The 20,865-nt window shown below is 73.0% G+C and carries 21 protein-coding genes; 15 read left to right on the top strand and 6 right to left on the bottom strand.

Annotated features, from left to right (window positions below; translation table 11 throughout):
• Nucleotides 1-213: 213 nt before the first annotated feature.
• Together dnaE and EMA09_RS04985 are read left to right on the top strand one after the other, a co-directional pair.
• Nucleotides 214-3,753, top strand: a complete 3,540-nt coding sequence (gene dnaE / locus EMA09_RS04990; RefSeq protein WP_129839269.1) for a DNA polymerase III subunit alpha — start codon at nucleotides 214-216, stop codon at nucleotides 3,751-3,753.
• 81 nt (nucleotides 3,754-3,834) lie between these two features.
• Complete coding sequence (locus tag EMA09_RS04985; protein WP_129839267.1) at nucleotides 3,835-4,080, top strand: hypothetical protein; 246 nt, start codon at nucleotides 3,835-3,837, stop codon at nucleotides 4,078-4,080.
• An 81-nt stretch (nucleotides 4,081-4,161) separates the two neighbouring features.
• On the opposite strand, the gene EMA09_RS29255 is transcribed toward EMA09_RS04985, so the two are convergent.
• The gene (locus EMA09_RS29255) at nucleotides 4,162-4,296 is read right to left on the bottom strand and encodes a hypothetical protein (protein WP_276324156.1); all 135 of its coding nucleotides are present in this window, start codon (nucleotides 4,294-4,296) and stop codon (nucleotides 4,162-4,164) included.
• Nucleotides 4,297-4,515: 219 nt separating this feature from the next.
• Between EMA09_RS29255 and EMA09_RS04980 the strand changes: the two genes are divergently transcribed.
• The 4 genes from EMA09_RS04980 (at nucleotide 4,516) to EMA09_RS04965 (ending at nucleotide 8,909) form a co-directional block, all read left to right on the top strand.
• A complete protein-coding gene (locus EMA09_RS04980; protein WP_129839265.1) occupies nucleotides 4,516-5,778 on the top strand; it encodes an NYN domain-containing protein in 1,263 nt (420 codons plus the stop codon).
• 518 nt (nucleotides 5,779-6,296) lie between these two features.
• Nucleotides 6,297-7,262: an ABC transporter ATP-binding protein gene (locus EMA09_RS04975; RefSeq protein ID WP_240796628.1), complete on the top strand. Its 966-nt coding sequence runs from the start codon at nucleotides 6,297-6,299 to the stop codon at nucleotides 7,260-7,262.
• Entirely contained in the window at nucleotides 7,259-8,122 is an 864-nt protein-coding gene (locus EMA09_RS04970) for an ABC transporter permease (protein ID WP_129839263.1), read from the top strand. The genes EMA09_RS04975 and EMA09_RS04970 overlap by 4 nt, the downstream gene beginning before the upstream one ends.
• A gap of 112 nt (nucleotides 8,123-8,234) precedes the next feature.
• The gene (locus EMA09_RS04965) at nucleotides 8,235-8,909 is read left to right on the top strand and encodes an ABC transporter permease (RefSeq protein WP_129839261.1); all 675 of its coding nucleotides are present in this window, start codon (nucleotides 8,235-8,237) and stop codon (nucleotides 8,907-8,909) included.
• Nucleotides 8,910-9,001: 92 nt separating this feature from the next.
• Here the strand turns inward: EMA09_RS04965 and EMA09_RS04960 are convergent, their stop codons facing one another.
• Nucleotides 9,002-10,426, bottom strand: coding sequence for an MFS transporter (locus EMA09_RS04960; protein WP_129839259.1), 1,425 nt, complete (start codon nucleotides 10,424-10,426; stop codon nucleotides 9,002-9,004).
• Nucleotides 10,427-10,488: 62 nt separating this feature from the next.
• On the opposite strand from EMA09_RS04960, the gene EMA09_RS04955 reads away from it, so the two are divergent.
• A complete protein-coding gene (locus EMA09_RS04955) occupies nucleotides 10,489-10,929 on the top strand; it encodes a helix-turn-helix domain-containing protein (protein ID WP_129839257.1) in 441 nt (146 codons plus the stop codon).
• Here the strand turns inward: EMA09_RS04955 and ybaK are convergent.
• Entirely contained in the window at nucleotides 10,895-11,392 is a 498-nt protein-coding gene (ybaK, locus tag EMA09_RS04950) for a Cys-tRNA(Pro) deacylase (protein ID WP_129839255.1), read from the bottom strand. The two genes, EMA09_RS04955 and ybaK, sit on opposite strands and share 35 nt — an antisense overlap.
• Complete coding sequence (locus EMA09_RS04945; protein ID WP_129839253.1) at nucleotides 11,392-12,138, bottom strand: LON peptidase substrate-binding domain-containing protein; 747 nt, start codon at nucleotides 12,136-12,138, stop codon at nucleotides 11,392-11,394. The genes ybaK and EMA09_RS04945 overlap by 1 nt, the downstream gene beginning before the upstream one ends.
• Before the next feature lie 156 nt (nucleotides 12,139-12,294).
• On the opposite strand from EMA09_RS04945, the gene hisD reads away from it, so the two are divergent.
• From hisD to hisF, 8 genes are read left to right on the top strand one after another with little or no spacing between them, the layout of a single operon-like run.
• Nucleotides 12,295-13,644 (top strand): histidinol dehydrogenase, encoded by a 1,350-nt coding sequence (gene hisD / locus EMA09_RS04940; protein WP_129839251.1) that lies wholly within the window; start codon nucleotides 12,295-12,297, stop codon nucleotides 13,642-13,644.
• Complete coding sequence (locus tag EMA09_RS04935) at nucleotides 13,641-14,777, top strand: histidinol-phosphate transaminase (protein ID WP_129839249.1); 1,137 nt, start codon at nucleotides 13,641-13,643, stop codon at nucleotides 14,775-14,777. Before hisD ends, EMA09_RS04935 begins: the two co-directional genes overlap by 4 nt.
• Complete coding sequence (gene hisB, locus EMA09_RS04930) at nucleotides 14,774-15,364, top strand: imidazoleglycerol-phosphate dehydratase HisB (protein WP_129839247.1); 591 nt, start codon at nucleotides 14,774-14,776, stop codon at nucleotides 15,362-15,364. Before EMA09_RS04935 ends, hisB begins: the two co-directional genes overlap by 4 nt.
• A gap of 14 nt (nucleotides 15,365-15,378) precedes the next feature.
• On the top strand, nucleotides 15,379-15,519 hold the full coding sequence (locus tag EMA09_RS28190; protein WP_168220592.1) for a hypothetical protein: 141 nt from the start codon (nucleotides 15,379-15,381) through the stop codon (nucleotides 15,517-15,519).
• Between the two features lie 43 nt (nucleotides 15,520-15,562).
• Entirely contained in the window at nucleotides 15,563-16,216 is a 654-nt protein-coding gene (gene hisH / locus EMA09_RS04925; protein WP_129843833.1) for an imidazole glycerol phosphate synthase subunit HisH, read from the top strand.
• Nucleotides 16,216-16,941 (top strand): bifunctional 1-(5-phosphoribosyl)-5-((5-phosphoribosylamino)methylideneamino)imidazole-4-carboxamide isomerase/phosphoribosylanthranilate isomerase PriA, encoded by a 726-nt coding sequence (priA, locus tag EMA09_RS04920; RefSeq protein WP_129839245.1) that lies wholly within the window; start codon nucleotides 16,216-16,218, stop codon nucleotides 16,939-16,941. Before hisH ends, priA begins: the two co-directional genes overlap by 1 nt.
• Complete coding sequence (locus EMA09_RS04915) at nucleotides 16,941-17,360, top strand: Rid family hydrolase (protein ID WP_129839243.1); 420 nt, start codon at nucleotides 16,941-16,943, stop codon at nucleotides 17,358-17,360. Before priA ends, EMA09_RS04915 begins: the two co-directional genes overlap by 1 nt.
• Nucleotides 17,357-18,127 carry an imidazole glycerol phosphate synthase subunit HisF gene (gene hisF / locus EMA09_RS04910; RefSeq protein ID WP_129839241.1) on the top strand — a complete coding sequence of 257 codons (771 nt, stop codon included), beginning with the start codon at nucleotides 17,357-17,359 and terminating at the stop codon, nucleotides 18,125-18,127. Before EMA09_RS04915 ends, hisF begins: the two co-directional genes overlap by 4 nt.
• A gap of 40 nt (nucleotides 18,128-18,167) precedes the next feature.
• Here the strand turns inward: hisF and EMA09_RS04905 are convergent, their stop codons facing one another.
• Both EMA09_RS04905 and EMA09_RS04900 read right to left on the bottom strand, forming a co-directional pair.
• Nucleotides 18,168-18,920, bottom strand: a complete 753-nt coding sequence (locus tag EMA09_RS04905) for a succinate dehydrogenase/fumarate reductase iron-sulfur subunit (RefSeq protein WP_129839239.1) — start codon at nucleotides 18,918-18,920, stop codon at nucleotides 18,168-18,170.
• Nucleotides 18,917-20,863: a fumarate reductase/succinate dehydrogenase flavoprotein subunit gene (locus EMA09_RS04900; protein ID WP_129839237.1), complete on the bottom strand. Its 1,947-nt coding sequence runs from the start codon at nucleotides 20,861-20,863 to the stop codon at nucleotides 18,917-18,919. The genes EMA09_RS04905 and EMA09_RS04900 overlap by 4 nt, the downstream gene beginning before the upstream one ends.
• Between the last annotated feature and the right edge of the window lie 2 nt (nucleotides 20,864-20,865).

Here is a 20,865-nt window from a genome sequence, read left to right as displayed (position 1 = left end):
TGGCGAGTGTGCCAGGTCGTTCGTATGAACGTCATAAAGACCCCGGCGGATATGGTTCCGTGACCATCGCGCTGACCTCGGACGTCCGGGGCGTAACCCCTGTTGACCTGGGGAAACACGGGGCGGGCCGCGATGTGTGGGCGGCTCGGGACCGGAGGGGGGTGGGGGTAGGGTCGGTGAGCGAAACCACCCCTGCTGCGGAAGGCCCGTGGAGTGACCAAGCCGTTCACACACCTGCATGTTCACACCCAGTACTCGCTGCTGGACGGTGCGGCACGGCTCAAGGACATGTTCGCCGCGTGCAACGAGATGGGCATGTCGCACATCGCGATCACCGACCACGGGAACCTGCACGGCGCCTACGACTTCTTCCAGCAGGCGACGAACGCCGGCGTCACGCCGATCATCGGCATCGAGGCGTACGTCGCGCCCGAGTCGCGCCGGCACAAGCGCCGCGTCCAGTGGGGCCAGCCGCACCAGAAGAGGGACGACGTCTCCGGCTCCGGCGGCTACACCCACAAGACGATCTGGGCCTCGAACCGCACCGGTCTCCACAATCTCTTCCGGCTCTCGTCGGACGCCTACACCGAGGGCTACTTCGTCAAGTGGCCGCGGATGGACAAGGAGACGATCGCCCAGTACGCGGAGGGGCTGATCGCGTCCACCGGCTGCCCGTCCGGCGAGGTGCAGACCCGCCTGCGCCTCGGGCAGGAGGAGGAGGCCCTGAAGGCCGCCGCCGACTACCAGCAGATCTTCGGGAAGGACCGCTACTTCCTGGAGCTGATGGACCACGGCCTCGACATCGAGAAGAGGGTCCGCGACGGGCTGCTGGACATCGGCAGGAAGCTCGGCATCCCCCCGCTCGTCACGAACGACAGCCACTACACGTACAGCCACGAGGCGTCGGCCCACGACGCGCTGCTGTGCGTCCAGACCGGCAAGAACCTCTCCGACCCCGACCGCTTCCGGTTCGACGGCACCGGCTACTTCCTGAAGTCGCCGGAGGAGATGTACGCCATCGACCTGTCCGACGCCTGGCAGGAGGGCTGCGCGAACACCCGGCTGGTCGCCGAGCAGGTGGACACCGAGGGCTGGTTCAAGCCGCGCGACCTGATGCCGCGCTTCGACGTGCCGGACGGCTACACGGAGGTCACCTGGTTCCGCGAGGAGGTCGCGCGCGGCATGGCCCGCCGCTACCCGGGCGGGGTGCCGGAGGACCGCGAGCGGCAGGTCGAGTACGAGATGAACGTCATCATCGAGATGGGGTTCCCCGGCTACTTCCTCGTCGTCGCCGACTTCATCATGTGGGCGAAGTCCCAGGGCATCGCGGTGGGGCCGGGCCGCGGCTCGGCGGCCGGCTCGCTGGTGAGCTACGCGCTCGGCATCACCGACCTCGACCCGATGGAACACGGTCTGATCTTCGAGCGGTTCCTCAACCCCGAGCGCATCTCCATGCCGGACGTCGACATCGACTTCGACGAGCGCAGGCGCGGCGAGGTCATCCGGTACGTCACGGAGAAGTACGGCGCCGACAAGGTCTCCATGATCGGCACCTACGGCACGATCAAGGCGAAGGCCGCCATCAAGGACGCCTCCCGCGTCCTGGGCTACCCGTACGCCATGGGCGACCGCATCACCAAGGCGATGCCCGCCGACGTGCTCGGCAAGGGCATCCCGCTGTCCGGCATCACGGACAAGGAGCACCCGCGCTACAGCGAGGCGGCCGAAGTGCGCGGGATGTACGAGAACGAGCCGGACGTCCGCAAGGTCATCGACACCGCGAAGGGCCTTGAGGGCCTGGTGCGGCAGATGGGCATGCACGCGGCGGGCGTGATCATGTCGAGCGAGCGGCTCGTGGACCACGTGCCGCTGTTCGCGCCGAAGAACGACGGCGTGGTCGTCACGCAGTGGGACTACCCCACCTGCGAGTCGCTCGGCCTGCTGAAGATGGACTTCCTCGGCCTGCGCAACCTGACGATCATGGATGACGCGGTCAAGCTCATCAAGCAGAACAAGGGCATCGACATCGAGCTGCTCGGGCTGCCGCTGGACGACCCGAAGACGTTCGAGCTCCTGGGCCGTGGCGACACCCTGGGCGTCTTCCAGTTCGACGGCGGGCCGATGCGGTCCCTGCTGCGCATGATGAAGCCGACCCACTTCGAGGACATCTCCGCCGTCGGCGCGCTGTACCGGCCCGGCCCGATGGGCATGAACAGCCACATCAACTACGCGCTCCGCAAGAACGGGCAGCAGGAGATCACCCCGATCCACCCGGAGCTGGAGGAGCCGCTCAAGGACGTCCTGGACGTCACGTACGGCCTGATCGTCTACCAGGAGCAGGTGCAGAAGGCGGCCCAGGTCCTCGCCGGGTACACGCTCGGACAGGCGGACCTGCTGCGCCGCGCGATGGGCAAGAAGAAGAAGGAGATCCTGGAGAAGGAGTTCGTGCCGTTCCGCGAGGGCATGCGGAAGAACGGCTACTCCGACGAGGCCGTGCAGGCCGTGTGGGACGTGCTGGTCCCGTTCTCCGGATACGCGTTCAACAAGGCGCACTCCTCGGCGTACGGCCTGATCACCTACTGGACGGCCTATCTCAAGGCGAATTACCCGGCGGAATACATGGCGGCCGTCCTCACGTCCGTGCGCGACGACAAGGACAAGTCGGCCGTCTATCTCAACGAGTGCCGCCGCATGGGCATCAAGGTGCTGCCGCCGGACGTCAACGAATCGGAGGCCTTCTTCACGCCGCGGGGCGACGAGATCATCGTCTTCGGGCTCACGGCAGTCCGCAATGTCGGGCAGAACGTGGTGGATTCCGTCGTCGCCACCCGGAAGGCCAAGGGGAAGTACACGTCGTTCCCCGACTTCCTGGACAAGGTCGAAGCCGTCGTCTGCAACAAGCGCACCATCGAATCACTCATCAAGGCCGGCGCCTTCGACACGCTGAAGCACACCCGCAAGGGACTCACCGCCCATTTCGAGTCGATGATCGACACGGTGGTGCAGGTGAAACGCAAGGAGGCCGAGGGGCAGTTCGACCTCTTCGGCGGCATGGGCGACGACGACAAGGACGACGGCCCCGGGTTCGGGCTCGACGTCGTCTTCTCCGACGAGGAGTGGGACAAGTCCTATCTCCTCGCGCAGGAGCGGGAAATGCTCGGCCTCTACGTCTCCGACCACCCGCTGTTCGGCATCGAGCACGTGCTGAGCGAGAAGGCCGACGCCGCGATCTCCGCGCTGAACGGCGGCGAGTACCCGGACGGCGCGACCGTCACCATCGGCGGCATCATCTCCGGTCTCCAGCGGAAGATGACCAAGCAGGGCAACCCGTGGGCCATCGCCACCGTGGAGGACCTGGCCGGCTCGATCGACTGCATGTTCTTCCCCGCGACCTACCAGCTCATCTCCACCCAGCTCGTCGAGGACACCGTCGTCTTCGTCAAGGGACGGCTCGACAAGCGCGAGGACGTGCCGCGGCTGGTCGCCATGGAGCTGATGGTGCCCGACCTGTCCGACGCCTCCGCCGACGCGCCGGTCACCATCACCATCCCGAGCGTCAAGGTCACCCCGCCGCTCGTGGAACGGCTCGGCGAGCTGCTGGGGGCGCACCGGGGGCCGACCGAGGTGCGCCTGCGGCTGCAGGGCGCGCGCTCGACGACCGTCCTGCGCCTGGACCGGCACCGGGTGGCCGCCGACCCCGCGCTCTTCGGCGACCTCAAGGCGCTGCTGGGTCCCGCTTGTTTGGCGGGATGATGGAATCCGCTTTACCGATACGGGAAATCCGCGGCGCTACCTTCGGGAGTGAGAACTACTCCATGAAAGGGGTGGGTTGCCGTGGACGCCCTGATGATAGAAAAGGCAGCTTTCCTCATCCGTGAGGCGCACGCCTCACGGGAGGAAGCCGTCCACGCGCTGGCCGGGTACTTCCCCGGAAGTGCGTTCGACGACCGTCTGCGTTGTGTGCACGAGGCATATGACAAAGTGCACCGGGGGGAGCCGGTGGCGTACGTGTCACCGTCGCAGGTTTCGGACGCGCGCTATTTCGCCGCCGCGCACCGAAGGCACGCATTCACCGACTGACGCGCGCACCGTCGCGCAAAGGAGCGCACCCCCGAGCGGGGGTGCGCTCCTTCGTGCGGTACCGCGGGCGGCGGGTTGACGTCAGTTGTGCCCGAAACGCCTCTCCCGCTTGCGGCTTCTCGACGGTTCCGCGGAAGCCTCGGGACGGCTCTCGCCCGGCGGCGGTTCGGGCGGCCGGTCGCGGTTCCGGTCCTTGTTCCTGCCGTTCTTGGCCATGAGTCCTCCTCGCGCTCGGCGGCGCTGCGGCGTCCCGTCCCGCTGCCGCGCGGAACGGTGGCACGGCATCAGCCTCGCACGGCTTCCCCAAGACCGCATTCCGGACGGACCGGACCCCTGATTCGCCACGCCGAAGATCGAGTTGGCGCAGATAACGACGCTCCGGTCGGGCAGACTCAAGAAAACGTTCCGGGTCAGGCCGGGGAAGGAAGGTGCTACGTGGACCGCTGCGTCGTCCTGGTGGACGCCGGGTACTTGCTGGGCGCCGCGGCCAGCCTCCTCGCCGGCGAACCGTCCCGGCCCCGCATCACCGTCGATCACGCCGCGCTCATCCACGGCCTGCGCGAGCGGGCCGAGGCCGACACCGGCCGGGACCTGCTGCGCATCTACTGGTTCGACGGCGCCCCCGACCGCGTCCCGCAGCCCGAGCACCGCCGGCTCCGCGTCATGCCGCGTGTCACCGTCCGCCTCGGCGCCCTCACTCGGAGCGACGGACGCTGGGCGCAGAAGGGCGTCGACGCCGCCATGCACGCCGAACTCACCGAACTCGCCCGCAATCGCGCCTGCGCCGACATCGTCCTCGTCACCGGCGACGGGGACCTGCTGCCCGGCCTCATGTCCGCCAAGGAGCACGGCGTCGCCGTCCACCTGTGGGCGGTCCAGGCCGCCGACGGCGACTACAACCAGTCCGAGGACCTCGTCGCCGAGGCCGACGAACGGCGTGTCCTGGACCGGGCGTGGATCACGCGCGCCGTCCGCGTCAACGAGACGTTCACCGGCGCCTCCCCGCACCCGGGACAGCGCCCCGAGATCGCCGCGATCCTCTCCGCCCCGCTGCCCGAGACGCCGGGGCACGGCGGCGACCCGGCGCCCGGCCGGCGCTCCGGCACGGTGCCCGTCCCCGGCAAGAACGGCAGCGCCCCCGCCGCCGAGGCGTCGCCCTGCCCGCCCGAGCCGCGGGAGTCCGGCGGGCAGGCCGCCGCCCGGGGCGTCCCCACGCCGAAGGACCTCGCGTCCCTCGGCCGGTCCGTCGCCGCGCCGCCGCAGCCGGCCGGCGGCACCGCGCCGGCCACCGCGACACTGCGCTGGTCGTCCGACCGCGGCTGGGTGGACCGGGGCGCGCCCGAGGAGTCCCCCGAGATCGCCGCCATCCCGATGCTCTCCCAGCTCACCACCGCCGAGCAGCGGTGGGCCGACCGCGAGGAGGACATCACCGCGGTCAGCGGCGACCCGTTCGAGGTGGGCCAGGTCTTCGCCCGCCGCTGGGCCGAACGCCTCGCCGCCCCCGCGCACCTCCAGCGCCTGGCCGGCGAGTACCCCCGCATCCCGCACCGCATCGACGGCGAGCTGCTGCGCTACGCCGCCCGCTTCGGCCTGCTCGCCCACAAGGACGACCAGATCGACGAGCAGGACCGCTACGCGATCCGGGCCGGCTTCTGGCGCGAGGTGGACGCCAGGACCGGCGCGGAGCGCACCGCCTAGTGCCGCGTCAGGCAGGTTTGCCCGTCAAGGAGCGGCGTCCGGTGCGGTGCATCGCAAGGCGCCGGATCGCAGCTCATACCCGTCGTATTCGCGCGATTCGGCAACGCAGCGAGGTGCCGTGCCGGGCGACGCGACGGGGCGAACCTTGCCTGACGCGGCACTAGGGTCTGTCCGGCGGGTCCTGTCGCGGGCTCGCGGCGTCGGATGCGGTGCATCGCAAGGCGCCGGATCGCAGCTCATACCCGTCGTATTCGCGCGATACGGCAACGCAGCGAGGTGCCGTGGCCGGCGTCGCGAGACAGGCGGGACCCGCCGGACAGACCCTGGGGCTTGTCCGAGGGGCTCGGCGCGAGACGGGCGGGCGCGGTCGCGCGATTGTCCGAAACGTGCCCCGGCGTCCTGCCGGGGGGGCAGGCCGCGTAGGCTCACTCCTCGTGGTCTCCCCCACGGCTCGGACCGGCCCCCCGACGAACACCCCGCGGCGCGTCACCACCGGCGCGGCCCTCGTCGTGCGCGACCTGGTGAAGACCTACCCCGTCCGCAAGGCCGGGCGCAGGTACGGGCGCGGCGCCGGCGCTCCCGCGCCGGTCGCGGCGAGCGACGGCATCGGTCTGGACGTGGCGCGCGGCGAGATCTTCGGCATCCTCGGCCCCAACGGGGCGGGCAAGACCACCCTCGTGCGGCAGATCACCGGCCTGCTGCGGCCCGACGCCGGGCGCATCACCCTCCTCGGCCACGACCTGGTCCGCCACCCGCGCCGCGCCGCGCGGCTGCTGGCGTACCTCGGGCAGGAGTCGTCCGCCCTGGACGAGCTGACGGTCGCCCTCGCCGCCGAGACGACGGCGCGGCTGCGCGGCCTCGACGCCCCCGCCGCCCGCCGCGAACGCGACACCGTCATCGACGAACTCGGGCTGGGACCCCTCGCCTCCCGCCCGGTGAAGAAGCTGTCCGGCGGCGAACGCAGGCTGGCCTGCCTGGCCGCCGCGCTCGCCGGGCACCGGCCCGTCCTCGTGCTGGACGAGCCGACCACCGGCATGGACCCGGTGGCCAGGCGCGCCGTGTGGTCCGCCATCGACCGGCGCCGCGCCACCGAGGGCACCACCGTGCTGCTCGTCACGCACAACGTGCTGGAGGCCGAGACCGTGCTCGACCGCGTGGCCGTCCTGGACGCGGGCCGCGTCATCGCCTGCGACACGCCCGGCGGGCTCAAGGCGCTGGTCGGCCCGGACGTACGGCTCGACCTGGTGTGGCGCGACGAGCCGCCGGACGGTCTCGCGGAGCTGGCCGACGCACGCCGCGCCGCCGGGATCGCCGGCCGCCGCTGGACCCTGCGGCTGCCGCCCGACGAGGCCAGGGCGCTGGTCACGGCGGTCACCCAGGGGCCGGCGTTCGCCGCCCTGGACGACTTCACGCTCGCGACACCGAGCCTGGAGGACGTGTATCTCGCGCTCGGCGGGCGGGGCGAAGGACTGGTGCGCGCATGACCGACATCTCGACCGACATCCCCGCGGCCCGCGTCGCCGCGCGTACGGGCGCCGCCGTCACGGCCGTCCTGCCCGCCGCGGCGGACGGGGGACCCGAACCGCTCGCCCCCGCGGCGCGGCTGTGGCCGGCCCTCGCCGCGGTCTACCGGGCACAGCTCTCACGGGCGCGGGTGGCCCGCATCCCGCTGCTGTTCGTCGCCACGTTCCAGTCGATCGGGATCATGGTCCTGATGCGGGGCGTCGTCGACGGGGGCACAGGGGGCGGCGGCGAGGCGCGCGCGGTCGTCGCCGGGTCGGCGGTCCTGGTGGTCGCGTTCGTCGCGCTGAACCTCCTGGCGCAGTACTTCGGCCAGCTCCGCGCGTCCGGCGGGCTCGACCACTACGCGACCCTGCCGGTGCCCGGTGCCGCCGTCGCGCTCGGCACGGCCGCCGCGTACGCGTCGTTCACGGCGCCGGGCGTCCTCGTCACGGCGGTGACGGGCGCCCTGATGTACCAGCTCCCGCTGGGCGGTCTGTGGGTCCTGGTGGCCGTGGTGCCGCTCGCGGGCGCCGCCCTCGCCGGTCTCGGTGCCGCGCTCGGCCTCCTCGCGCCGCGGGCCGAGCTGGCCACCCTCTGCGGGCAGCTCGGCATGTCGGCCGCGCTGCTGCTGGGCGTCCTCCCCGCCTGGCGGCTGCCCGAACCCGTGCGCTGGCTGCGTGACCTGCTCCCGTCGAGCTACGGGGTGGACGCGCTGGCCGAGACGTTCGGCACCGATCCCGACTGGGCCTCCGTCGCCGCGAACCTGGCCGTCTGCGGTGTCGTCGGCGTCGTCGCGCTGGCCCTGGCGACCTGGGCCTACCGGCGCGCGGCGCTGCGCTGACGCGGACGGCACGCCGGCGCGCCTGCGGCCCGGACATGCCGCCGATACGGTGATACGCCCGAACAGCCGTCCCGGAGACCGAACGGATGGGCGTACCTGGCAGGATGACCGCGTGACCGATCCCGAGCCCGCACCGGACCGAGACCTCTCCGAGCGGCCAGCCCACGACCCGTGGGCGCCGCCCCCGCCCGCCGGCGGACCGGACGCGGCGGACGGCGGGGGAGCCCGTCCCCGGCGGTGGGTCCGGGAGGTCCTGGGCGACCTCCTTGTCGCGGTGTGCGCGGCCGTCGTCACCGGCGTCGCCCTCGGCCTGCTGTGGCTGTGGCTCGCACCCCGCATACCCCTGGTGTCCGACGGTGAGGCCGTGCTGCTGGCCGATGCGGAGGGGCAGCAGGCGATCGGCGCGGACGGCACGTTCCTGCTGTGGGGACTCGGCCTGGGCGCGCTGACGGGCGTGGTCGTGTTCCTGCTGCGGCGGCGCGGGGGAGCGGGCGTCGTGCTCGCCCTGGCGATCGGTACGTTCCTCGGGTCGCTGCTGGCGTGGCGGCTCGGCATGTGGCTCGGGCCGACCGACGACATCGGCCGGCACGCGCGGGACGTCGGGCAGGACGTGGTCTTCGACGCGCCGCTGCGGCTGGGCGCGAAGGGCGTTCTGCTGGGGTTGCCGTTCGGGGCGGTGGCGGTGCACATGCTGTGCGCGGCCGTCTGGGGTCCCCGTGACGAGGTGCCGCGCGAGCCGGAACTGCCGTCCTGGGGCGGCCCGGAGGGTGTCCGGCACGACGCGTAGGCGCACGGACCGGAGCACGCCGGGGCGCGGCACCGGACCGGACCGTCGGCACCGCCCCCAGCCGTCCCCGGGCCGGCCCCGGGTGATCGCGTTCAGGCCCGTTCCGGCAGTGGGGCCGTGGCGGTGGGCTCCCCGGTGTCCCGCCGTGCGCCGATGGCGAGCGGGGCGATGACCGCGCCCGCCAGGCCGATGCCCGTCGCGACGAGGAACAGCCCGCCGTAGGCGCTGTCGCCGACCGGCCCGCCGGCCGCCCCGGGCGTGAGGAACAGGGCCGTCACCTGGCTGCCGACCGCGCCGCCGACCGTGCGGGCGATGTTGTTGAGGCCGTTGGCCGTCCCCGTCCTCGATGGCGGGGTCAGGGCGGAGATCCGCTGCGGCAGAGCGGCCATGACCAGGCCGGAGCCCACACCCACCAGCGTGTAGAAGACGAGATGCTGCCACGCCGCCCCGTGCGCGACGGCCAGCAGCAGTGCCCCGGCGCCGCAGACCAGGAAACCGGTGACCAGCGGCGCGCTCTCCCCGGCGCGGCGGGGGAACCGACCCGCCGACATGCCGGCGGGCAGCATGACGAGCGCACTCGGCAGCATCAGCAGACCGGCCCCCGTGACGGTGGCGCCGAAGCCGTACCCGGCGGTCTCGTGCGGAGTCCGGGCGAACTGGGGGAGTGCCACGTAGAAGACGTAGCTCAGAGCGCCGAAGGCGAACGCCGCCAGGTGCGTGACCAGCATCGGGCGGTGGGTGAACTCCCGGATGTCCACGAGCGCGTCCCGGCGTCCGGACTCGACGACGGCCAGCAGCGCGAGGAGGACGGCCGCCAGTGCGAACAGTCCCACGGTCCGCCAGGAGCCCCAGCCCCAGGCGGGACCCTCCGTCAGCGCCAGCAGCGCGGCGGCGAGGCCGCCCCCGAGCAGCACGGCGCCGGCCGGGTCGAGGCGTCCGCCCGCCGGGTGCCCGTCGTCGCGCACCCACGCCGTCACCAGCAGGAGGGAGACGGCGGCCAGCAGCGCGCCCAGCACGAACAGGGCGCGCCAGGTCGTGTGGTCCGCGATCAGGCCGCCGGCGACCAGGCCCGCACCCGCGCCCACGCCCATCACGCCGGACACCAGGCCGGTGCCGAGGGCGGCGCGGTCCGCGGGGAGCGCCTCGCGCAGGATGCCGATCGCCAGCGGCAGCACCGACAGGCCGGCGCCCTGGACGGCGCGGGCCGCGATGAGTTCGCCGATGTTCCCGGCCACGGCGGCGCCCGCGCAGGCGACGACCTGGACGACGAGGACCCACCGCAGCACGCGGCGCCGTCCGTACTGGTCGCCCAGCCGCCCGAGCAGCGGGGTGAGGACCGCGCTGGACAGCAGGAACGCGGTGAGGACCCATGCCGTCCAGGTGGGCGAGGCGTCCAGTTCCTCGCCGAGGAGCCCGAGCGCGGGGACGACGAGCGTCTGCATGAGCGCGTAGCCGGCGACGGCGGCGACGAGGGCCGCGAGGGGTTTCGTGCCCGATGGGCCGGGTGAAGTGGTCATGCGAGGACGCTAGGAACAACGCTCTCTTTCCGTAAGGGCGTACCTCAAGGTAAGGTCCGGACATGGAGATCGGTTCCCAGGCCACCCGCGGCGCCGTCTCGGACCCCTGTGACGCGTTCAACAGGGACTGTCCCGGCCGCGAGGTGCTCAACCACCTGACGAGCCGCTGGGGACTGCTGATCCTCGTCGGCCTGCAGGACGGCCCGCTCCGGTTCCACGAACTGCGCACGCTCATCGACGGCGTCAGCGAGAAGATGCTGTCCCAGAACCTGCGGGTCCTCGTCCACGACGGGCTGCTCTCCCGCGAGGTGCTGCCGACCGTGCCCCCGAGCGTCAGGTACGCCCTCACGCCGCTCGGCGCGGACGCGGCGGACCGCCTCGCCGCGCTGCTGCGCTGGGTCAAGGACAACACCGCGGCCGTCCTCGCAGCCCGGCCGGCGGCGGAGGAGAGCGCGCCCGCCCCGGCCCTCAGCGCGCGATCGGGGCCGACGTCGCGCCGGTGAGCGCTGCCAGGTCCGCCGGGGACAGCTCGATCTCAAGACCCCTGCGGCCCGCCGACACGAACACCGTCGCGTGCCCGGCGGCCGACGCGTCCAGCACCGTCGGCAGGCGCCTGCGCTGGCCCAGCGGGGAGATCCCGCCCCGCACATAGCCCGTCGTCCGCTCGGCCGCCGCCGGATCCGCCATCGCCGCGCGCTTCCCGCCCACCGCGGCGGCCAGTGCCTTCAGCGAGAGCTGCCCCGCGACCGGCACCAGCGCCATCGTCAGCGCGCCGTCCACCTCGGCCACGAGCGTCTTGAACACCCGGCGCGGATCCGTGCCCAGCGCCTCGGCCGCCTCCCCGCCGTACGACGGGGCCGCCGGATCGTGCTCGTAGGAGTGAACCGTGAACGAGATCCCGGCGCGCGCCGCGGCCACCGTCGCGGGCGTGCCGCCGGTGCCGGCCGACCGCTGTCTGCGCGCCATCAGTTGAGGCTCGTCGGGCGGACCGTGAACTCGGCGCCGGGCACCGACGGCAGCTTGGCGATGACGGCCGTCTCCTGCCGCAGGACCCGCAGCTCCTCCGCCAGCCGCGCCGCCGTCGTCTCGGCCTGGAGCAGCCGCTGCTTGTCGCCCGTGCACAGCATCGTCGCGGCCGCCACCAGGTAGGAGACGACCGACGGGTCGTCCGGCAGCTCCTGCCCCGGCGCGAGGGAGCGCTCGTTCGCCCCCGCGAGGACCTTCTGGTACGAGCGGAACGCGCGCAGCACCCCCGACGCCAGCGCGCCCGCGCCGACGCCGGCCACCTCCTCCAGCGGCTCCACCTCGGCCCGCAGGTACGGGCCGTCCGCGTCCACCGACACGAGGCGGAAGCGCGTCGTGCCCGTGGCGAGGACCTCGTACCCCTCGTCGGCGGGGCGCCGCCGGATCGTGGTGGCGTCGGCGATGCAGCCCACCGCGTGGAACGAGCGCTTCGGATCGTCCACGGCGAACCCGGCGGCCGCCCCCGCCCGTGGCGGCTTCCCGCTCTCCGGCAGACCGACCGCGCTCGGCGCCACCTCGTGCCCGTCCCTGATCGCCACGACGCCGAACGGCCGGGGACCGTCCTCCGGCAGTTCGAGGAGGGCGGCCATCAGGGCGCGGTAGCGGGCCTCGAAGACGTTCAGCGGAAGGACGAGCCCGGGGAACAGCACGGTGTTCAGCGGGAAGAGCGGCACGCGCGTGGTCGTCACGACCGGCCAGCCTATCGGCTGGCGGATGCCCTGTCCGGGGGGACGGGGGGAAGCGCGGCGGAGGAACGGCGACCCCGCCGTGACCGGCCCGCGCCGCCGCTCCCACATGGTGAAACCTGTTCCCCCCGCTCCCGGGCCGTCTGCGAGACTGGACGGGTGCTGAATCGAATCGATCTGCGGGAGGGCCGCCCCTCGGAGGGCGGCATCGACCGCGACCTGCTGCCGCGCGCCGAGCTCGACGTCGAGGCCGCCCTGGAGAAGGTGCGGCCCATCTGCGAGAACGTGCGCCATCGCGGCACCGCGGCGCTGATCGAGTACGCCGAACGGTTCGAGCACGTCACCGTCGACCGCATCCGCGTTCCCGCCGAGGCCCTGGAGCGCGCGCTGCGCGAGCTGGACCCGGCCGTCCGCGCCGGCCTGGAGGAGTCCGCCCGCCGCGCCCGCCTCGTCCACCGCGACCAGCGCCGCACCGACTCCACCGTCCGCGTCGTGCCCGGCGGCACCGTCACCGAGCGCTGGGTGCCGGTCGAGCGCGTCGGCCTGTACGTGCCGGGCGGCCGCGCCGTCTACCCGTCCTCCGTCGTGATGAACGTCGTGCCGGCCCAGGAGGCGGGCGTCGGCTCCCTCGCCGTCGCGTCCCCGCCGCAGCGCACCCCGGGCAACGACTGGAGCGCCGGCCTGCCCCACCCCACGATCCTCGCGGCCTGCGCGCTGCTCGGCGTGGACGAGGTGTACGCGGCCGGCGGCGCCCAGGCCATCGCCATGTTCGCCTACGGCACCGACGAGTGCCCGCCCGTGCGCATGGTCACCGGCCCGGGGAACGTCTACGTCGCCGCGGCCAAGCGCCTGCTCAAGGGCGTCATCGGCATCGACGCCGAGGCCGGGCCGACGGAGATCGCCGTCCTCGCCGACGACAGCGCCGACCCGGTCGCCGTGGCCGCCGACCTCATCAGCCAGGCGGAGCACGACGTGCTGGCCGCCGCCGTCCTCGTGACGCCGTCCGCCGCCCTCGCCGACGCCGTGGACGCCGAACTCCGCGCGCAGGTCCCGGCAGCCAAGCACCACGAGCGGATCGCCGAGGCGCTCGGCGGGCGGCAGTCCGGCACCGTCCTCGTCCGCGACCTCGACCACGGGCTCGCCGTCGTCGACGCGTACGCCGCCGAGCACCTGGAGATCATGACCGAGGACGCGCGCGCCGTCGCCGCCCGCGTCCGCAACGCCGGCGCCGTCTTCATCGGCCCCTACGCGCCCGTCTCCCTCGGCGACTACGCCGCCGGTTCCAACCACGTGCTGCCCACGGGCGGCTGCGCCTGCCACTCGTCCGGCCTGTCCGTGCAGACGTTCCTGCGCGGCATCCACGTCGTGGACTACGACCGCGACGCGCTGGCCGGGGTCGCCCGCCATGTGGTGACCCTCGCCGAGGCCGAGGACCTGCCGGCCCACGGCTCGGCGGTCAAGGCGCGGTTCGACTGGCAGGTACCGACCGAGGACGAGAGCGGCAAGTGACCGAGCAGCGCAAGACCCGTATCGACGACCTGCCCATCAGGGACGAGCTGCGGGGCAAGAGCCCGTACGGCGCGCCGCAGATCGACGTCCCCGTGCGGCTCAACACCAACGAGAACCCCCACCCCCTGCCCGAGGAGCTGGTGCGGCTGATCGCCGAGCGCGTCGCCGCCGCCGCCCGCACCCTCAACCGCTACCCCGACCGCGACGCCGTCGCCCTGCGGACCGGCCTCGCCGCGTACCTCACGCGCACCGGCGGCGGGCCGGTGCTCGGCGCCGACCGCGTGTGGGCCGCCAACGGGTCGAACGAGATCATGCAGCAGCTCCTGCAGACGTTCGGCGGCCCGGGGCGCACCGCCATCGGCTTCGACCCCTCGTACTCGATGTACGCGCTGCTGGCGCGCGGCACCGGCACCGGCTGGATCGCCGGCCCCCGCAGGCCGGACTACGGCATCGACGTCGCCGCCGCCGTCGCCGCCGTCCGCGAGCACGCGCCGGACATCGTGTTCATCTGCTCGCCGAACAACCCGACGGGCACCGCCGTCGAGGCCGAGGCCGTCACCGCCCTGTACGACGCGGCGCAGGACGCCGCCCGGGGCGGGCACGGCGCGCTGGTCGTCGTGGACGAGGCGTACGCCGAGTTCAGCCACCAACCGTCGCTGCTGCGGCTGCTGGACGGCCGGCCCAACCTCGTCGTCACCCGTACCATGTCCAAGGCGTTCGGCGCGGCCGGGCTGCGCCTCGGCTACCTCGCGGCCGACCCGGCCGTCGTGGACGCCGTGCAGCTCGTGCGCCTGCCGTACCACCTCTCCGCCGTCGCGCAGGCCACCGCGCTCGCCGCGCTGGAGTTCGCCGATACGCTGCTCGGGTACGTCGAGGAGCTCAAGGCCGAACGGGACCGGCTGGTCGCGGAGCTGCGCGGCATGGGCTGCGACGTGACGGAGTCCGACGCCAACTTCGTGCAGTTCGGCGTCTTCGCCGACCCGCACGACGTCTGGGAGCGGCTGCTCGCGCACGGCGTGCTCGTCCGGGACAACGGCGTGCCCGGCAGGCTGCGGGTCAGCACGGGCACCCACCAGGAGAACGACGCCTTCCTGGACGCCGTCCGGGCAGTGCGGAAGGAGATCAGCGAATGACGCGCGTGGGCCGCGTGGAGCGCACCACCAAGGAGACCTCGGTCACCGTCGGGATCGACCTCGACGGCACCGGACGGGTCGATGTGTCGACCGGGGTCGGCTTCTTCGACCACATGCTCGACCAGCTCGGGCGGCACGGTCTGTTCGACCTGACGGTGAAGACCGACGGGGACCTGCACATCGACACGCACCACACGATCGAGGACACCGCGCTCGCGCTCGGCGCGGCGTTCCGCCAGGCGCTCGGGGACAAGCGCGGCATCGTGCGGTTCGCGGACGCCTCGGTACCGCTGGACGAGTCGCTCGCGCAGGTGACCGTCGACCTGTCGGGCCGCCCGTACCTCGTGCACCGCGAGCCGGAGAACATGGCGCCGATGATCGGCACGTACGACACCACGATGACCCGGCACATCCTGGAGTCGTTCGTGGCGCAGGCGCAGGTCGCGCTGCACGTCCACGTCCCGTACGGGCGCAACGCCCACCACATCGTCGAGTGCCAGTTCAAGGCGCTGGCCCGCGCGCTGCGGTACGCCAGCGAGATCGACCCGCGGCAGACCGGCATCCCCTCCACCAAGGGCGCCCTGTGAACGGCCTGTCGACAGTGCTGCTGATTGTGGGGCTCTTCCTCGCCGGCGGCGTCTACTCGTTCGTGAAGCAGGGGCTGCCCAGGGGCGTCATCGCGCTGCTCGGTGTGGCGAGCGGCATGTGCCTGCTGGCCGGCGCCCTCCGGCTGGGAGCGTGACACCGTGACGACCGACACCCGCACCGAGTCGTTCGCCGACGCCGTGTCCGGCAGCCCGGGGCGCGGCCGGAAGGTCGTGGTCTTCGACTACGGCTTCGGCAACATTCGCTCCGCCCAGCGCGCCGTCGCCAGGACCGGCGCCGAGGTCGAGATCACGCGCGACCTGGACACCGCGCTGAACGCCGACGGGCTCCTCGTCCCCGGCGTCGGCGCGTTCGCCGCCTGCATGAACGGGCTGCGGCAGGCCCGCGGCGACTGGGTCGTCGGCCGCCGGCTGGCCGGCGGGCGGCCCGTCCTCGGCATCTGCGTCGGGATGCAGATCCTGTTCGCCCGCGGCATCGAGCACGGTGTCGCCAGCGAGGGGCTGGACGAGTGGCCGGGCACGGTGGGGCCGCTGCGCGCCGACATCGTCCCCCACATGGGGTGGAACACGGTGCGGCCCCCCGCCGACTCCCGGCTGTTCGCAGGCATAGCACCCGGCGAGCGGTTCTACTTCGTCCACTCGTACGCGGTCCACGACTGGGAGCTGCCCGCCCACCACGCGGCGCAGAGCCCCGCGAAGGTCACCTGGTCCACGCACGGCGAGCCGTTCGTCGCCGCCGTGGAGAACGGGCCGCTGTGGGCCACCCAATTCCACCCGGAGAAGTCCGGCGACGCCGGCGCCCGCCTCATCACCAACTGGATCGAGACTCTGTGATGCTGGAACTCCTCCCCGCCGTCGACGTCCGCAACGGCCAGGCCGTCCGCCTGGTGCACGGCGAGTCCGGCACCGAGACGTCCTACGGCGACCCGTACGCCGCCGCCGTCGCCTGGCAGCGGGCCGGCGCGCAGTGGCTGCACCTGGTCGACCTCGACGCCGCGTTCGGCACCGGCGACAACCGCGAGCAGATCGCCGACGTCGTCCGCGCCATGGACATCGAGGTCGAGCTGTCCGGCGGCATCCGCGACGACGACACCCTCGCCGCCGCCCTCGCCACCGGCTGCACCCGCGTCAACCTCGGTACCGCGGCCCTGGAGTCCCCGGAGTGGGTCGCCAAGGTGATCGCCGAGCACGGCGACCGGATCGCCGTCGGCCTCGACGTCCGCGGCACGACGCTGCGCGGCCGCGGCTGGACGCGGGACGGCGGCGACCTCTTCGAGACCCTGGAGCGGCTGAACGCCGAGGGCTGCGCCCGCTACGTCGTGACCGACATCAACAAGGACGGCACCCTCCAGGGGCCGAACCTGGACCTGCTGCGGTCCGTGTGCGAGGCCACCGACCGGCCCGTCGTGGCGTCCGGCGGCGTGTCGTCGCTGAAGGACCTGCGGGCCATCGCGTCCCTCACCTCCGTGGGCGTGGAGGGCGCGATCGTCGGGAAGGCGCTGTACGCGGGCGCCTTCACGCTGGAGGAGGCGCTGCGGACGGTGGAGGCGGTGGCCTGATGGCGCTGGAACGCGTGGGGACCGGCGGTCCGTGGGAGGAGACGCTCGGCGCGGCGCGTGCCGTCGCGGCCGGTGACATGGTGCTGGTCGGCGGCACGATGCCGCCGACCGCCGGTGCCGCGGCCGTGGGGGACCCGTACGAGCAGGCCCGGGTGGCGCTCGCGGACGCGGTGGCGGCGCTGACGCCGTTCGGGCTCGGCATCGAGTCCGTCGTGCGGACCCGCATCTACCTCAGCCACTCGCGGGACGTGGAGGAGGTCACCCGCGCCCACCAGGAGCTGTTCGCGGCGGTCCGGCCGGTGACGACGCTGGCCGTGGTCGCGGGCTTCGCCGACTCGCGCATCCTCGTGCAGGTCGAGATCGAGGCGTACCGCGGGCCGCGGGGCGGGGCGGGCGCCGAGGGGGGCGAGCGGCCGTGACGCTGGCGGTACGGGTCATTCCCTGCCTGGACGTGGACGCGGGCCGGGTCGTCAAGGGCGTCAACTTCCGGAACCTCCGCGACGCCGGCGACCCGGTGGAGATGGCCAAGCTCTACGACGCGGAGGGCGCGGACGAGCTGACGTTCCTCGACATCACCGCGTCGTCGGGGAACCGCGAGACGACCTACGACGTGGTGCGCCGCACCGCCGAGCAGGTCTTCATCCCGCTGACGGTGGGCGGCGGCGTCCGCACGCCCGACGACGTGGACCGGCTGCTGCGCGCCGGCGCGGACAAGGTCGGCGTCAACACGGCGGCCATCGCGCGGCCCGAGCTGATCCGCGAGATCGCCGAGCGGTTCGGCAGCCAGGTACTCGTGCTGTCGGTGGACGCGCGGCGCTGCCCCGAGGGCACGGTCACGGAGTCCGGCTTCGAGGTGACGACGCACGGCGGGCGGCGCGGCACCGGCATCGACGCGGTCGCCTGGGCACAGCGGGCGGCCGAGCTCGGGGCGGGCGAGATCCTGCTGAACTCCATGGACGCCGACGGCACCAAGGACGGCTACGACACGACGATGATCGCCGCGGTGCGCAAGCGGGTCGCGATCCCCGTCATCGCCTCGGGCGGCGCCGGCCGGCTCGCGGACTTCCCGCCGGCGGTCGAGGCGGGCGCGGACGCCGTGCTCGCCGCGTCGGTGTTCCACTTCGGTGATCTGCGGATTGGCGAAGTGAAGGGCGCGCTGCGCGGGGCGGGCCACACCGTCCGCTGAGGCCGGACGGGGGCCGGCGCGCGGCCCCCGCCCCCGGCGTTCAGCGGGCCGAGCCGCCCTTGCGTGCCGCGCGGAGGTACTCGCGGTTCAGCGTCGTGATGGACGACATGGGGATGCCCTTCGGGCAGACCGTCGTGCACATGCCGGTGTTGGTGCAGCCGCCGAAGCCCTCGGCGTCCATCGTCTCCACCATCCCGAGGACGCGGCTCTCCCGTTCGGGACCGCCCTGGGGCAACGTGTTCAGGTGGACGACCTTGGCGGAGGTGAAGAGCATCGCCGACCCGTTCGGGCAGGCGGCGACGCACGCCCCGCAGCCGATGCACTCGGCGTGCTCGAACGCCGTGTCGGCCGCCGGCTTCGGCACCGGGGTGGCGTGGGCCTCGGGCGCGCTGCCGGTCGGCGCGGTGATGTAGCCGCCGGCGCCGATGACCCGGTCGAACGCGGAGCGGTCCACCACCAGGTCCTTCACCACGGGGAACGCGGCGGCCCGCCACGGCTCCACGTCGATCGTGTCGCCGTCCTCGAAGTGCCGCATGTGGAGCTGGCAGGTGGTGGTGCGCTCCGGGCCGTGGGCGTCGCCGTTGATGACCATGCCGCAGGCGCCGCAGATGCCCTCGCGGCAGTCGTGGTCGAACGCCACGGGCTCCTCGCCGCGGGTGATGAGGTCCTCGTTCAGGGTGTCGAGCATCTCCAGGAAGGACATGTCGGGCGAGACGCCGGTGACCTCGTAGGTGGTCATCGCGCCCTCGGCGTCGGGACCCGGCTGCCGCCAGATGCGCAGGGTGAGGTTCACGCGTAGCTCCGCTGGGTGGGGTGGACGTACTCGAAGTCGAGGTGTTCCCGGTGCAGGACGGGGGCCGTGCCGGTGCCGGTGAACTCCCAGGCGGCGGCGTAGGAGAACGCGTCGTCGCGCCGTTCCGCCTCGCCCGTGTCGCTCTGGCTCTCGGTGCGGAAGTGGCCGCCGCAGGACTCGGCGCGGTGCAGGGCGTCGAGGCACATGAGTTCGGCCAGCTCCAGGTGGTCGCTGATGCGGTTGGCCTTCTCCAGGGACTGGTTGAGGGTGTCGCCGCTGCCGGGGACGCGCACGTCCCGCCAGAACTCCTCGCGCAGCGCGGGGATGCGGTCGAGCGCCCGGCGCAGGCCCGCCTCGTCGCGCGCCATGCCGCACTCGTTCCACAGGATGTCGCCGAGTTCGCGGTGGAACGAGTCGGGGGTGCGGTGGCCGTTCGCCGCCAGCAGCCGCGCCAGGCGGTCGGTGACGCCGGTGACGGCCTCCGTGACGGCGGGGTGGTCGGCCGGCACGTCGTCGTGAGGGTGGCGGGCGAGGAAGTCGGGGAGGGTGGCGGGGAGCACGAAGTAGCCGTCGGCCAGGCCCTGCATGAGGGCGGACGCGCCGAGGCGGTTCGCGCCGTGGTCGGAGAAGTTGGCCTCGCCGATCGCGAACAGGCCGGGGATCGTCGTCTGGAGGTCGTAGTCGACCCACAGGCCGCCCATCGTGTAGTGGATGGCCGGGTAGATGCGCATCGGCACCTCGTACGGGTCCTCGGCGGTGATGCGCTCGTACATCTCGAAGAGGTTGCCGTACTTCTCGGCGACGGCCGCGCGGCCCATGCGGGCGATGGCGTCGGCGAAGTCGAGGTAGACGCCCTGGCCGCCGGGACCGACGCCGCGGCCCTCGTCGCACACGTTCTTCGCGGCGCGTGAGGCGATGTCGCGGGGCACGAGGTTGCCGAACGACGGGTAGATCCGTTCCAGGTAGTAGTCCCGCTCGTCCTCGGGGATGTCGGCGGGGGCGCGGGTGTCGCCGGCGCGCTTCGGCACCCAGATGCGGCCGTCGTTGCGCAGCGACTCGCTCATCAGCGTCAGCTTCGACTGGTGGTCGCCGGAGCGGGGGATGCAGGTCGGGTGGATCTGGGTGAAGCACGGGTTGGCGAAGAGGGCGCCGCGGCGGTGGGCACGCCAGATGGCGGTGGCGTTGGAGTTCTTCGCGTTGGTGGAGAGATGGAAGACGTTGCCGTAGCCGCCGGTCGCGAGGACCACGGCGTCGGCGAAGTACGTGTCGATCCGGCCGGTGACCAGGTCACGGGCCACGATGCCGCGCGCCCGGCCGTCCACGACGATGAGGTCCAGCATCTCGGTGCGCGGGTGGATCTCGACGGCACCGGCCGCGATCTGGCGGGAGAGTGCCTGGTAGGCGCCGAGCAGGAGCTGCTGGCCCGTCTGGCCGCGCGCGTAGAACGTCCGGGAGACCTGGACACCGCCGAACGAGCGGGTGTCGAGGAGGCCGCCGTACTCGCGGGCGAACGGCACGCCCTGCGCCACGCACTGGTCGATGATCTCGACCGACACCTGCGCGAGGCGGTGGACGTTGGACTCGCGGGCGCGGAAGTCACCGCCCTTCACCGTGTCGTAGAAGAGGCGGTGCACGGAGTCGCCGTCGTTGCGGTAGTTCTTGGCCGCGTTGATGCCGCCCTGGGCGGCGATCGAGTGGGCGCGGCGCGGGGAGTCCTGGTAGCAGAACTGGAGGACACGGTAGCCCTGTTCGGCGAGGGTCGCGCCGGCCGCGCCGCCGGCCAGCCCGGTGCCGACGACGATGACGGTGTGCTTGCGGCGGTTGGCCGGGTTGACGAGCTTCGCCTCGAAGCGGCGGCGGTCCCAGCGCTCCGCGATCGGGCCGGCGGGCGCCTTCGTGTCGGCGACGGGCTCGCCGGTGGTGTAGTCGAGGTAGCTGGACATGG

Source organism: Streptomyces sp. RFCAC02, assembly GCF_004193175.1.
Lineage (GTDB): Bacteria > Actinomycetota > Actinomycetes > Streptomycetales > Streptomycetaceae > Streptomyces.
The sequence above is the reverse complement of the archived record's forward strand: the minus strand, read 5'-3'. Positions and strand labels throughout refer to the sequence as shown.